The 14,243-nt window shown below is 28.9% G+C and carries 15 protein-coding genes; 2 read left to right on the top strand and 13 right to left on the bottom strand.

Annotation, left to right across the window (positions count from 1 at the left end):
* Window positions 1–41: 41 nt before the first annotated feature.
* The 7 genes from ACU68W_RS04265 to kdpF all read right to left on the bottom strand — a co-directional run bounded on the left by ACU68W_RS04265 (window position 42) and on the right by kdpF (window position 7,648).
* The gene (locus tag ACU68W_RS04265) at window positions 42–1,970 is read right to left on the bottom strand and encodes a DUF4118 domain-containing protein (protein WP_094223592.1); all 1,929 of its coding nucleotides are present in this window, start codon (window positions 1,968–1,970) and stop codon (window positions 42–44) included.
* A 1-nt stretch (window position 1,971) separates the two neighbouring features.
* Window positions 1,972–2,691 carry a response regulator transcription factor gene (locus tag ACU68W_RS04260; protein WP_002836769.1) on the bottom strand — a complete coding sequence of 240 codons (720 nt, stop codon included), beginning with the start codon at window positions 2,689–2,691 and terminating at the stop codon, window positions 1,972–1,974.
* 110 nt (window positions 2,692–2,801) lie between these two features.
* Entirely contained in the window at window positions 2,802–3,404 is a 603-nt protein-coding gene (kdpC, locus tag ACU68W_RS04255) for a potassium-transporting ATPase subunit KdpC (RefSeq protein WP_094223593.1), read from the bottom strand.
* A 12-nt stretch (window positions 3,405–3,416) separates the two neighbouring features.
* A complete protein-coding gene (gene kdpB, locus ACU68W_RS04250) occupies window positions 3,417–5,474 on the bottom strand; it encodes a potassium-transporting ATPase subunit KdpB (RefSeq protein ID WP_278735326.1) in 2,058 nt (685 codons plus the stop codon).
* An 8-nt stretch (window positions 5,475–5,482) separates the two neighbouring features.
* A complete protein-coding gene (locus ACU68W_RS04245) occupies window positions 5,483–7,219 on the bottom strand; it encodes a potassium-transporting ATPase subunit KdpA (protein ID WP_278735324.1) in 1,737 nt (578 codons plus the stop codon).
* Window positions 7,220–7,245: 26 nt separating this feature from the next.
* Complete coding sequence (locus tag ACU68W_RS04240) at window positions 7,246–7,548, bottom strand: tetratricopeptide repeat protein (protein WP_002836773.1); 303 nt, start codon at window positions 7,546–7,548, stop codon at window positions 7,246–7,248.
* Between the two features lie 22 nt (window positions 7,549–7,570).
* A complete protein-coding gene (gene kdpF / locus ACU68W_RS04235; protein ID WP_080545264.1) occupies window positions 7,571–7,648 on the bottom strand; it encodes a K(+)-transporting ATPase subunit F in 78 nt (25 codons plus the stop codon).
* A gap of 285 nt (window positions 7,649–7,933) precedes the next feature.
* Between kdpF and ACU68W_RS04230 the strand changes: the two genes are divergently transcribed.
* On the top strand, window positions 7,934–9,823 hold the full coding sequence (locus ACU68W_RS04230) for a sensor histidine kinase (protein ID WP_278735323.1): 1,890 nt from the start codon (window positions 7,934–7,936) through the stop codon (window positions 9,821–9,823).
* Window positions 9,824–9,921: 98 nt separating this feature from the next.
* On the opposite strand, the gene ACU68W_RS04225 is transcribed toward ACU68W_RS04230, so the two are convergent.
* Together ACU68W_RS04225 and ACU68W_RS04220 are read right to left on the bottom strand one after the other, a co-directional pair.
* Window positions 9,922–10,413: a ferritin gene (locus tag ACU68W_RS04225; protein WP_002836776.1), complete on the bottom strand. Its 492-nt coding sequence runs from the start codon at window positions 10,411–10,413 to the stop codon at window positions 9,922–9,924.
* Between the two features lie 60 nt (window positions 10,414–10,473).
* Entirely contained in the window at window positions 10,474–10,749 is a 276-nt protein-coding gene (locus ACU68W_RS04220; protein WP_002836777.1) for a hypothetical protein, read from the bottom strand.
* Between the two features lie 106 nt (window positions 10,750–10,855).
* Between ACU68W_RS04220 and ACU68W_RS04215 the strand changes: the two genes are divergently transcribed.
* The gene (locus ACU68W_RS04215) at window positions 10,856–12,049 is read left to right on the top strand and encodes a S41 family peptidase (protein WP_094223597.1); all 1,194 of its coding nucleotides are present in this window, start codon (window positions 10,856–10,858) and stop codon (window positions 12,047–12,049) included.
* Between the two features lie 30 nt (window positions 12,050–12,079).
* Here ACU68W_RS04215 and ACU68W_RS04210 read toward each other — a convergent pair whose 3' ends face one another.
* Genes ACU68W_RS04210 through ACU68W_RS04195 form a run of 4 tightly spaced genes read right to left on the bottom strand, consistent with a single transcriptional unit; the run spans window position 12,080 to window position 14,235 of the window.
* Window positions 12,080–12,976 carry a cation diffusion facilitator family transporter gene (locus ACU68W_RS04210; protein ID WP_275077102.1) on the bottom strand — a complete coding sequence of 299 codons (897 nt, stop codon included), beginning with the start codon at window positions 12,974–12,976 and terminating at the stop codon, window positions 12,080–12,082.
* A gap of 22 nt (window positions 12,977–12,998) precedes the next feature.
* On the bottom strand, window positions 12,999–13,220 hold the full coding sequence (locus tag ACU68W_RS04205; protein WP_275542315.1) for a cation transporter: 222 nt from the start codon (window positions 13,218–13,220) through the stop codon (window positions 12,999–13,001).
* 10 nt (window positions 13,221–13,230) lie between these two features.
* Window positions 13,231–13,776 (bottom strand): glutathione peroxidase, encoded by a 546-nt coding sequence (locus ACU68W_RS04200; RefSeq protein WP_094208814.1) that lies wholly within the window; start codon window positions 13,774–13,776, stop codon window positions 13,231–13,233.
* A 9-nt stretch (window positions 13,777–13,785) separates the two neighbouring features.
* Complete coding sequence (locus ACU68W_RS04195) at window positions 13,786–14,235, bottom strand: MarR family winged helix-turn-helix transcriptional regulator (RefSeq protein ID WP_094223598.1); 450 nt, start codon at window positions 14,233–14,235, stop codon at window positions 13,786–13,788.
* Window positions 14,236–14,243: the final 8 nt, after the last annotated feature.

Below are 14,243 nucleotides of genomic sequence, written 5' to 3'. Positions count from 1 at the left end.
AATTTTCATAAATCCTTATATAACGGTATTAATTTATTATTTTATAATGCTTTGAGATTAAAAGTAAATATTGCTCCTTTGGGCTTATTGTCTTCAACTTTTATTGACCCGCCATGTGCTTCTACTATGATCTTACATAGATATAACCCTAAACCTATACTTCTTTTATTGTCAGATATTTTATCATTGGATGTATAAAATTTTCGAAATATTTTTTCCTTATCATTATCTCTTATACCATTTCCATCATCACAAATTTGTATTATTGTATTTTCGTCCTTTTTAAAAGCTTTAATCAGAATATTTGATCCTTCATCTGTATATTTTATAGCATTATCTACCAAGTTTATGATTACTTGAATAATTAGCCTTACGTCCATGTTTGCCATCAAATATTCATCTTCAATATCAACATTTATATTGTGTTTTCTTTTATCTCTATTTATATGCTTTAAAGCTTCATCAATTACTTCTTCAACAATTTGTGGTTCAATTTTTAGCTTCATCCTTCCTTCTTCTACTCTAGTAATAGATAGTATGTTTTCTATCAGATTTAACAGCCATTGAGAATCATCATAAATATCTTGAAATAGTTCTAATTTCATTGATTCAGTCAAGTTTTTATAATTATTTAGCAATATATCCGAATCCCCACAAATAGTGGTTAAAGGTGTTCTCAAATCATGTGATATAGATCGTAATAGATTGGTCTTAAATTGCTCATCTTTTATTTTCAAGTTTGCTCTATTCTTATCCTCAATCACTTTTTCCTTCTCAAGTGCTAGTGACATATCTCCTAGAATAGCTAATAAGATTTTGTTTTCAACCGAATCCAACCTGTCCTTGTATAAATATATACCAATTATTCCATAAACATTTGTATTATTTCTTATAGTATAATACAGATACTTAGCCTCTGGTAAATATCTGGTAGTAGCCCCAGCATTACTATTGTGTAAATAAGCCCATTCTACTATTTCCTTTTCTTCTTCCGGATCCGAAATTTCATTATCCTTTACAGAATTATAACAAAATTTTAATGGCTTTTGAATTTCATTATCTAATATATCATAATATTTAATATTTCTTTTTAATAGATTCGATAACTGATTACATCCTGTTTCAATTATTTCAGATTTCGTTATTTTAGATTGTAACATCTGATTTGTCTCTAATAATAACTTAGTAATGTATATCATATTAGATGAATTTTCTGCACTTTTTTTTATACGACTAGCTAATTTACTCGTCAAAAATGAGACTATCAATAAAACTAAAAATGTTATTATATAATTTTTATTATAAAAAGAAAAACTCAAAGTTGGCTCAGTAAAACAAAAATTAAAAGCTAAAACACAAATTATCGATGCCGTCATACTTAAAATTTCATTATACGTTATAAGCGCTATAAAAAACACTCCTAATATATATATCATTATAATATTTGATTCACCAAATTTATAAAAATAAAATACATAACCAGCTAATGTGCATAAAATCAATATAAATAAACTAATAAATACATCTCGAATGATGTTTTTATTAGTTTCAAATCGTTTAATTGAAAAATCCTCGTAAAAAGGAACGATATGAATGTCTATATCCTCAATCTTTTCAATCACTTCATCACAGATGCTTTTATTTAATATAAAAAAATTCGTCTGGTTGTTGTTTCTCCCCAGAACAATTTTTTTTACTCTGTATAACTTTGCAAAATTAACTATTTGAGCCGCAATATCATCATCATAAATTATTTCAATCATGGCTCCGATACTTTCAGCTAAATCTAAGTTTTGTTGTAAAAATCCTTTTTCTTGTTTTTTTTGGTAATCATTTCTATCGCAAACATATAATGCAATAAGCCTTGCGTTTTCTTTACTAGCTATTTCGTTGGCTTTCTTTATTACCAAGCTATTTGACTTTGCATCAGATATACAAACTAATATTGAATCTTTAGCTTTTTCAATCATATTATTTCTCCGAATCTGACTTATTAACCCTTATCATTTTATATCCTACGCCTATATGAGTTTGAATATACTTCTCACAAGATACTTTTTCTATTTTTTTCCTAAGAGAAGTCATATAAACTCTTAATGAAGATAAATCGGAATCTAAATAATTCACCCAAATAGTTTTTAAAATATATTGATGAGTAAGAACTTTACCTATATTTTTGGATAGTAAACATAATAAACTGTATTCAATTGGCATTAAATGGATTTCTTCTCCTTTAACAAACACACTTCTTGAAGGATAATCAATTTTTATATCACCATTCTCAAATGTTACATTATTATCTATTCTATTATTTTCAGAATAATTTAAACGCCTTATCGTAGAGCGAACTCTAGCCAATAATTCCTCAACATTAAATGGTTTAGTTAAAAAATCATCAGCTCCTGCATCTAATGCTTCTATTTTATCTTCGTCGTTACTCCTCGCACTTATTACAATAATCGGAGTAGTTGAAAACTCTCTGAATTTTTTAATAAGATCAATTCCGTCAATATCAGGTAACCCTAAATCTACAAAAACTATATCGTATTTGTTCGTAGTAAATAACAATAGTGCTTCACTACCATTTACAGCTAAATCATAATTAAATCTATTTATTTTTAAAGTATTAGAAATTAGATTTCTAACTGCTCTGTCATCTTCTATTATTAATATTCTTGTGTTGTCATTCATTTTTCACCCCTCTATATTATACAATATCTATTTAAAATAGAATTAAAAAAACTAGGTCTCTGACAAAATTTTCTATATGTGGGACCTAGTTTTATATCATATACCTATAATTATTTTTTCAACTCTTTAATCAAGTCAATATTTAGTTCAAGTACATTAACAGTGTTTTCTCCAAAAATGCCAAATAGTTTATATTTAGTATTCTTTTTAATTAATTCTTCAATAACTTTTTTAGATAATCCAGTGTTTTTTTCTATTCTGTCAACTTGAATATTTGCAGCTTTTATAGATATATGTGGATCTAGACCAGATGCTGATTGTGTTATTATATCTTCTGGAATATCAGATTTTTTTATTGATGGATTTTCAAGTAATAATTTATTAGTATCTTGGCTAATTCTTTGCTTTAATTCTGGATTACTTACAGCTAAATTTTCACTACCAGAAGATATTGCTTCATGTTTATTTCCTGTAAATACATTATAATTAACTGCAGATGGTCTGCAATGAAATAACCTAGGATCTGTAAATTCTTGACCTATTAACTTTGAGCCTACAACTTTATTATTGTAACTTACTAAACTTCCATTAGCTTGTTTGGAAAAAATGAGTTGACTTATTCCTGTAAGAAAGAAAGGATAAATAACTCCACACAAAACAAACATAAATAACGATACAATAAAAGCTTTTTTAATTTTTTTCAAAAACTTCATTAATTTCTCCTTTTAAACCCCAAGTAAAGTTAACAATGGGCTAACCAAAATATCTATTATTTTTATTCCAATGAACGGACAAATTATTCCTCCTAAACCATATATAAGCATATTCTTACCTAACATTTTTGATGCTGACATAGGTTCATATTTTACCCCTCTCATGGCTAAAGGTATTAAACAAGGAATAATTATAGCATTAAATATCAATGCTGATATAATTGCACTTGATGGTGTACTCAATGACATAATATTTAATACTTTCATTTTTGGAATTGCTACTGTAAAAATCGCTGGTATTATTGCAAAATATTTGGCTATATCATTTGAAATAGAAAATGTCGTTAATGATCCTCTAGTTATCAGTAATTGCTTTCCTATTTCTATAACTTCCAAAATTTTTGTTGGATTTGAATCCAAATCTACCATATTAGCAGCTTCTTTTGCAGAAGTTGTTCCACTATTCATTGCTATCCCAACATCTGCTTGAGCCAATGCTGGAGCATCATTTGTGCCATCTCCCGTCATTGCTACAATCTTACCTAGCGATTGTTCTTTTTTTATAGCTTCTATCTTATCTTCAGGTTTACATTCTGCAATATACCCATCGACGCCAGCTTCTGCCGCTATTGTCGCAGCTGTTAATGGATTGTCTCCAGTACACATTATAGTTTTAATACCTATTTTTCTTAATCGTTCAAATCTTTCCCTTAAACCTGGTTTTACAGTGTCTTTTAAATAGATAATGCCGTAGATTACATTATCAACACAAACAACTAATGGGGTTCCACCCAATTTAGATATGCCACTAATTTTTGTTTCTAAATCCCCTGGAATTTTTCCCCCTTTATCTCTTATTAATTTAATTATGGCATCTCCTGAACCTTTTCGAATTGAAGTTCCATTTTTTAGATCTACACCACTCATCTTACTTGACGCTGTAAATTCCACAAATGATGCGTCATTGTAGTCATCAAAAATAACTTTTGATCCTAATTTTCTTGCCAATTCTACTGTTGATTTACCTTCAGGTGTATCATCTTTTAGAGATGCAATACAAGAGTAATCAATAAGATCTGACTTATGGATGCCATCTAAATTTATAAAATCACTAGCCAGCCTATTTCCAAAAGTTATAGTTCCTGTTTTATCCAAAATCATTGTGTCAACATCTCCGCATGATTCAACAGCTTTTCCTGACATTGCTATTACATTGAATCTAGTTACACGATCCATTCCAGCAATTCCTATAGCGCTCAATAGTGCTCCTATAGTTGTAGGTATCAAGCAGACTAATAAAGCAATTAAAGTTGATACTGATACTTTAACATTAGCATAAACAGCTATTGGATATAGAGTTATTATTACAATAATAAAAATTATAGTTAGAGAAACTAGCAGAGTGTTAAGTGCTATTTCATTAGGAGTTTTTTGTCTTGATGCTCCTTCTACAAGAGATATCATCTTATCCAAGAAAGACTCTCCTGGTTCAGAAGTAATTTTCACTTTTATCCAGTCAGAAACTACCAAAGTTCCACCTGTAACTGAACAGAAATCTCCCCCACTTTCCTTTGTAACAGGAGCAGATTCACCAGTAATAGCGGATTCATCTATGCTTGCAATTCCTTCTATTATTTCGCCGTCATTAGGAATTATTTCGCCTGACTTTACTAAAACAATATCTCCTTTTTTTAACTCATTACTTGATTTTTCTATTTCTTCGCCATTTTCCAATATACATCTTGCTTTCGTATCTTTTTTTGTTTTCTTAAGGCTTTCTGCTTGAGCTTTACCTCTACCTTCTGCAACAGATTCTGCAAAATTAGCAAAAACTAATGTTATAAATAAAATAACAGACACTAAGCCATTATAAATGTTAGAATTTCTACTTCCATCATCAAATAGTCCCGGAAAGAAAGCAAGTAATAAACATATGGAAAATCCTATTTCAACGACGAACATTACCGGATTTTTTACCATATATTTTGGATTTAGTTTTAAAAAAGCTCCTTTTATGGATGATTTTAATATATCGTTTGTCACAAATTTTGTTTTTTTATTTTTACTCATAACTCCTCCTATAAGGTCAACCACTCTGCTATTGGTCCTAATGCAAGAACCGGCAAGAAAGTTAATGCAGAAAATATATAAACAACAATGACTATAATTATTGAGAAAGTAAGATTATCAGTTTTTAATGTTCCTATAGTTTCGTTAACATTAACTTTTTTAGATAAACTACCAGCTATAGCTAGCTGAATTATTATGGATAAATATCTCCCCAAAAACATTACTAATCCGCAAGTTATGTTCCAAAAAAGATTATTATCTGATAAGCCTTCAAACCCTGAACCATTATTTGCCGCTGAGGAAGAAAATTCATAAAGCACTTGGCTCAACCCATGAAATCCAGGATTAGTTATTCCTTGTACTCCACCATTAACACTAACAGCTAAAGCTGAAAACCCTAAAATTAATAAAGGATGTATTATTATTGATAAGGCAGCTAATTTCATCTCGTTTCCTTCTATTTTTTTACCCAAGTATTCCGGAGTTTTTCCTATCATTAGTCCACAAATGAAAACCGCCAAAATGGCATATATTAACATATTCATTAGTCCGACTCCAGCACCTCCGAATACTACATTCATCATCATATTAATAAGAGGAACCATTCCCCCTAGAGGTGTAAGTGTATCATGCATATTATTTACTGTACCTGTTGTAAAAGAAGTTGTTACGGTGGTAAATAAAGTAGATTGAGAGATACCAAAACGCATTTCTTTTCCTTCCATATTTCCAAGATTTTGTGAAATTCCTGAAAGTGTGGCTCCATTAATTCCGTGACTTTCAGTGAAATAACAAATTCCCAATCCTATTAAAAACAATATCGACATCGCTACAAATACAGTTCTTCCTTCTGTACCAATTAATATATGCTTTCTATTAATTGATTTTATACTTTTGTGATCATCATTGTTTGTGGCTTTTTCTTTTGAATTATCATAAGCCATTTTACCAAAAATAAAGATACACGATGCTGGCAATATCATCATAGATAGTAATTCGATTATATTTGAAATGATATTTGGATTTTCAAAAGGTGTTGAAGAGTTCGCTCCAAAAAAACCTCCTCCGTTTGTCCCCAAATGTTTAATTGATTCCAATGCCGCCACTGGTCCAGATGCAATTTGTTGGTTTTTCCCTTCAATTGTACTTACTATCATATTACTATTTAGATTTTGAGGAACTCCTTGTGATACTAATATTATTCCTACTATAATCGAGGCTGGTAATAAAAATCTAGTTATTATTTTAATAAAGTCAACATAAAAATTACCCATTTTTTTACCTAAAATACCTCTTATCATTGCAACACATGCAGCATATCCTGTAGCTGCTGAAGTAAACATCATCATTGTAATTACAAACATTTGAGAAAAATAGGATAAACCAGATTCCCCAGAATAATGTTGTAAATTAGTATTAGTCATAAAAGATATAATAGTATTAAAACTTAATGATTCTTCCATTGCCTGTATTTTATTTGGATTAAATAAATTAAATGATTGAACTCTTAGTACTAGGTATCCAACAAATACCAAACATGCATTAACTAACAATAAAGTTTTTGCATATTGTTTCCAATCCATATCATTTTTATCTATTTTTAATACTTTAAAAATTAATGAATCAAATCTGTCAAAGATAAAATCCAAACAAGTTTGTTTATTAACAGTTATCTTATACAAATAATTTCCAATCGGAAATATAATAATTAAAAATATCAGTAATGTTATCAATATTTGAAACATAATTTCTCCTTCTTAAATTAAAAATCTTATGAAAACACATATAATTTTCTCGATCCATTTGAACCCATATTATCTAAATTAATACTAGCAGGTGTGTAACTAGGATCTAGAGCCCAAGCAGCTCTTAAGTGTTTCATTGCTAAAAGATGATTGCCTTTAATCTCCATCAATATTCCCAATAAATTATGTGGTACTGGATCATGAGGAAACTCAGCCATTTTTTTATAAATTAACTCTAAGCATTCATCGTATTTTCCTAAATCAACTTTGTGTTTTATTATTAAACTAAATTCATACATACAATCTTTTTCATTTTTTATTCCTTCCATAATTTACCTCCAATTTAAAACCCTAAAATTTTTCAGGATTAATTAAAGCATAAAAAAGATAACAAATAATTCCTAATATTAATATTGATATAAATATCATAAAATCCTCCCTATTTTATTTCTTATTTATAATACGATCTATCATATATACAAAATATTTCAACATCAAAAATGATAAAAGTAAAATTAGTATCATAATGATATCTTTCATATATAGCGCCTCCTATTTATTAAACTGTAAAATGAGTATATCATCATAGACCTTAAAATGGTTTTAAAAAAAGCCACTGCAATATTAAAATCGCATTAAAATTTAAGCTAAAGCAAAAATTCGATTGTATTTATAGTAAACTATATCTGATAGAGTTTTCTAGGAGATGATTTTATGGATAAAAAAGGAAAATTAACCATATTCTTTGGCTATTGTGCTGGCGTAGGAAAAACTTACAGTATGCTAAAATATGCACATGAAAAAGACTTGGATGGAGCAGATGTTGTAATTGGATATATCGAACCTCACGACAGAAAAGATACGCTTGATTTAATAAATGGTTTGCAGAGAGTAGAAAACAAAAAAATCACATACAAAAATCATGTTTTTTATGAATTAGATTTAGATTCTATTATTAAAAGAAAGCCTCAAATTGTATTGGTTGATGAATTAGCACACACTAATGCTCCAACTTCTAGGCATAAAAAAAGATACCAAGATATAGAAGAGTTGCTGAAAGCAGGCATCGACGTATATACTACATTAAATGTTCAGCATTTAGAAAGTCTTCATGATATCATCGAATCAATAACGAGAATAAAGATAAATGAACGTATTCCTGATTATATTTTTGATAATGCTGATAATATAAAAATTATCGATATTGAAGTTGAACAGTTGCTCCAACGATTAAAAAGCGGGAAAATATACAATACGATGCAATCACAAAAAGCACTTGCTAACTTTTTTACAAAGGGTAACCTGGTTTCGTTGAGAGAAATAACTCTGAGAAGATGTGCTGATCGTATAAATTTATACACTGATGAAAAAAATAGACCTTTTTTAAAAGAACACATTTTAGTCTGCATTAGCCCTTCACCCACAAATCAAAAAGTAATTAGAACTGCTTATAGAATGGCTAAGTCTTTTCATGCAGAATTTAGTGCATTATTTGTTGAAACATCAAATTTGAAGTTTTTATCTCAAAAAGAAAAATACGATTTACAAGCTAACATAAATCTTGCAAAACATTTAAAAGCAAATCTAGTTTCAACATATGGAGATGACGTAGCTTTTCAGATAAGTCAATACGCAAAAGTCAGCGGTATTTCAAAATTAGTTTTAGGAAGATCCCTTCAAAAAGTATCTTTATTGAGAAAATCAACAATCATTGATTCAATTACAAAAACAAATCCAACACTTGATATATTTATAATCCCAGATGCAAATCAAGAACCTAAGAAAGTAAAGCTAAACCTTGAAAATCCGTTTCAATTTGATATAGAAGACTTTTTGACTACTTTTTCTATTATTCTAGTATCAACACTGTTGTCTTTTTTCTTCTTTGAACTTGATTTTAGTACAACAAATATTGTATTGGTTTACATTTTATCAACATGTATTGTTGGATTTACAACGAAACATCCAATTTATAATGTAATTTCGTCAATAATTAATATCCTGATAATTGATTATTTCTTTTTAGAGCCTTACTTTTCCTTTATAATTAACTCTAAAGAATATTTTATGATATTTTTAATTATGAGCATTGTGTCATTTATAATATGCTTAATGCAAAACAAATTAAAAAAAGAAAATTTATTAGCTATTGAACAGTCTCATAACTTTGAGATTTTATTTAAAATTAGTCAAAGTTTACAGTCAGCAAATAATTACGATAAAATAATGTATCAAACTTGTTATCATCTTTATAAATTATTGAATAGAGTTATAGTTTTTTATCCTATAAAGGATAATGAACTTAAAGCTCCCAAAATTTATAATCCCGAAAATAATGAAAGCGCAAATAACACATATGTTTCAGAAGCAGAAAAAACTGTAGCTCAGTGGGTTTATTTGAACAACGAAAGTGCAGGAGCTACTACAAATACGCTCTCTAGTGCTAAAGGGCTCTACTTTGCTATTAGAAAAGGAAATTACGTATATGGTGTAGTCGGAATCGACATGTCATATAGTAAAAAAAATATTTCTTTAAGAGATAAATCTCTTCTTTTAGCTATGTTAAACGAAGTTGCATTAGCAATGGACTCCATAGAACATTGAGCAATAATACAATAGAAATATTTGATTCAATAAAAAACAAAGTCCCCATAAGTTAAAAAATATTAACCTACGGGGACTTTTATACTAATTTGCTAGAATTATTGTCTTTGTGCCATTTCGTGATCTAATATTGCAAGACCAGCATTACTGTTTTCAGTTCTTTCAAGTTTTGCTATGATATTATCAAAAGTAGCTTCTTCTTCGATTTGTTCGTCAATAAATTTTTGTAGAAGAGTGTATACTTCATAGAATTTGATTTCATGAGCTGCATCAAATAATTCTCTGATTCTTCTTGTAACTTCTTTTTCGTGTTCTAAAGCCGCTTTAAAAATGCTTAATACATCTTTATCGTAGTCAGCTTTTGGAGCTTCAATTGTTTTATATTCAATCTTATATCCAACTTCTTGTAACCAATGTCTGAAGTATTCAGCGTGTTCATATTCTTCATGAGCTTGCTTTTCCATGAAGTGTTCAAATCCATCCCAATCCATATCATTGAATTCAGAAGCCATTTGTTTGTATTCATAGCCTGATTGTAATTCAAAAACTAATTGTTCGTCAATTTTTTTTAATAATTCTTCTCTGTTCATTTTATCATACTCCTTATAATTTAATTTATGTGACTGTTAGTTAATCATTTTACCATAAATTTAAGAATACAAATCATAAACACCATAAACTTTCAAATTATTTTCCACCAATACCTTCATGATTTCAGGAATCAATTTTGCCTTTTGTTTGGTAGTAAACCCATTGTAATTTATTTCGGTGTTATTTAAATCCATATATTCTGATGAGTCAATAACCTTAATTATTTTATCGTGAACTTCTTGTAAATGCATGTCTGCAATTACAAAAGTAATGTTGCAAATTCTATCGTCATCAATTGTAGGAATTATTCTATTTATCAGTAAAACATTATTCATAACTAACCTCTTTTTCTCTTTCTATATTTATATACCCAATTTCTACTATTTTATTCAATTGACCCTTTCTTTTTTTTATATTATACTGATTAAAAAGAGGTGAGAAATGAAAACATCACATAATAGAGCGAATAAACAAAGAAAAAGAAATAAAATTGCGAATAAAATATTTTTATTGGTTTTATTACTTATCTTTTGCTTTTTCGGTTACAAATACATAAATTCTAGACCAGCTGAGTACAGTCAAATGATTCCCAAAAAATACATACTCAGAGATTTTGATGAGTTATGTAATCAAATTGAAAGTTCATATATGAATTTACCACAAACAAAAAAATACAAAGATATCGACTTTTTATCTTTAAAACCCAACTTTAAGTCTAAAATAAAATTGGAATCAGGCAAGAAGAAAGACGAAATGTCGACACAAGAAGTAGTTGATTTGTACAATGGTATTTTGAAAAAGCTCTATGATTCAAATGTTAGAATAGCGGATAAACACACTTTTAGTGAAATTCTACAACAAGATAATCACAATCAAATATTAAATAATTTATCAATGAAGAGATATTCTAATTTGACTGAAGAAATTCCTGAAAAAACTTTCAGAGCATATTCCATAGATAATTACAAAGATGCATTATATGTAAAAGTATCAGACTTTGATTCAGTAAATATTCAACAGGACGCCCAAATTTTCAGCAGTATCTTGAAAACTAATAAAAAGAAAAATAAAATCATAATAGATTTGAGAGATAATGATTCCGATAATTTAGATTATGCGATTAATGTGATAATCAAACCTCTATTAAAATCAGACATAAATGTTGAGTTTAATGTCGCAAATAAAACTCAACCTATTATCTCAAAAAACATTCTAGATAGAAATGGTATCAGCTTTAAAACTACAGAAAATGTGGCGAACATCAAAATAAACGATAATCAAAAAAGTATAAAATACATTACTAATTTTAAACTAGCAATAAAAAAATCAGAAGAACAAAAATGCGATGTGTATTTATTACAAAACAAAAATACCAGAAACAGTGCTGATTTCGTGTGTCAAATAGCCAACAGAACGAAGTTTGCAACTACTGTAGGAGAAACAACTTCTGGAAATGGTCTGAATATAGTTCACACTTACAAGTCACTTCCTAACACAGGATTAATCGTGGAGTATCCACTTGGACAAGGTCTTAATGAAGATGGCACAACTAATGAAGAAGTTGGAACTATACCAGCTATAAAATTAGATGATAACAGCGAAATCGTAAAATTATTATTATCTAGAATAAATTAAGAAAAACGACTAATATTAGTCGTTTTTCTTTTAAACATCTGTAATATCTATATCTGGAATCATAAGTATTTTGTAATCAGGATACTTTTGTTGCACTTCATCAGTTATAATTTCAACTGCATCTTTAAAATCTTTTTCAAAACTTACAATTACATCAAACCTCATGTTTTTTTGTTCAATATCAATATAAAATCCATGTAACTGTAATGCCCAATCATGTGATAATACAAGCTTTTGAACGTCATTCCTAATTCTAGAAGTTTCATCGTCTTTTGTGTTGTAGGAATCTACCCCTACTCCAATTAAAATAATTTCCATTTTTTTGTAAACTTTCAATTGAAGTCTTCTTGTTAATTGATCTACTTCAGCTACAGACATTGTGTCAGGAAGTTCTAAATGAACTGTAGCGTAGTATTTATCGGGACCATAATTAAAAAGTATCAAATCATAAGTTCCTATTACCTGTTTTTCGTCATTAATTAGATCTTTTATTTTATTTGAAATCTCTTTATCTTGTCTTTGACCAATTATATGATTGATAGTTTCCATCATCATTTCAAAACCGGCTTTTATGATAAATCCAGAAAGTAGTACCCCAACATATGCTTCAAGCGAAATACTCCAAATCATATAAATTATTGCCGAGATGAATACAGATAATGATAGAATTGAATCGAAAATCGAATCTGCACCTGAAGCGATTAATGCTCCAGAGTCAACTTTTTCACCTTGTCTCTTAACGTATTTCCCGAGTATAAATTTCACTACTACGGCTACTGCGATGATAACAATTGAAATAATACTGTATTCAGCTTCTTGTGGATGAATTATTTTCTTTATTGATTCAACCAATGAAGTAATACCAGCATATAAAACAATTGCTGCCACAATCATTGAACTCAAATATTCAATCCTTCCATAGCCCATAGGATGCTTCTTATCTGGTGCTTTAGAAGGCTAACTTTGCTCCAGCAATAGTAACAACAGATGATAACGCATCTAAAATGTTGTTGATAGCATCCAAAATTACAGCAATAGAATTTGTAATGTAACCAATTATAGCCTTGAAAATTGCTAGAAATACATTGGTAATAATTCCTAAAATACTTGTTTTAATAATAATCTTTTCTCGTCTAGAATTGTTTGCTGTTAAATTTTGGTTTTCGTACATAATCAAACTCCTAAAGGACACTTTGAACTTTTTGTTTTACTATATCCATATCTACAGTAGGTTCGAATCTTTCTAGAACATTTCCTTGTCTATCGATTAAAAATTTTGTAAAATTCCATTTTATATAAGCTTTGTCTCCAAATTTATTATTGTTTAACTTGGCAAATTTATCAAGTGCAAGGTTTTTTATTCCTTTACCAAACCCTTTAAACGGTTTTTCTGTAGCTAAATAAGAAAATAACGGATCGGCATTTTCTCCATTTACATCGATCTTATCGAATTGAGGAAATTCTGTTCCGAATTTCATTGTGCAGAATTTTTGAATGTCTTCATTACTTTCAGGAGCTTGATTTGCAAATTGATTACAAGGAAAATCCAAAATTTCAAAACCTTTATTCTTAAATACTTTATACATTTCTTCCAAAGGTTCGTAATGAGGCGTAAATCCACAACCAGTAGCAGTATTAACTATCAGCAATACTTTACCTTTGTATTTTTCTAAGCTTACATCGTTTCCATCCATATCTTTGACATTAAAATCATATACATTTTTCATAGTTTTCTCCTATTTCTTATTGTTAGAATTGCTATTCAAAAAATCTTGTAGTAAATCATATAATTGAACTTTTTTCTCATCAGGTAATTCCAAGCAACCATTCATTAATTTTGGAATATCTTTTACTTTTTCTTGTAATTTTTTCCCTTCATCTGTTAGATAAATTATTACAACTCGATCGTCTTTTGAGCTACGTACTCTTTCAAGATAACCTTGTGATTGCATCTTTTTGATAACAGGCGTGATAGTACCGTTATCCAAATATAACTTTTCACACAACTTTCCTACAGTAATTCCATCTTTTTCCCAGAGAACTAATAACACAATGTACTGAGTGTAGGTAAACCCTAGAGGTTTCAAAAATTGTGTGTATGTACTTGTCACCATTCTAGAAGCTGCATAAAGTTTAAAACAAAGCTGATTTTCCAACTTCATGTAGGTTTTGTAGTCTTGATCCATAAACTCCT

The sequence above is a fragment of the Finegoldia sp. P2-F-LR genome, assembly GCF_052932265.1.
This window is presented reverse-complemented; position numbering and strand designations above follow the sequence as displayed.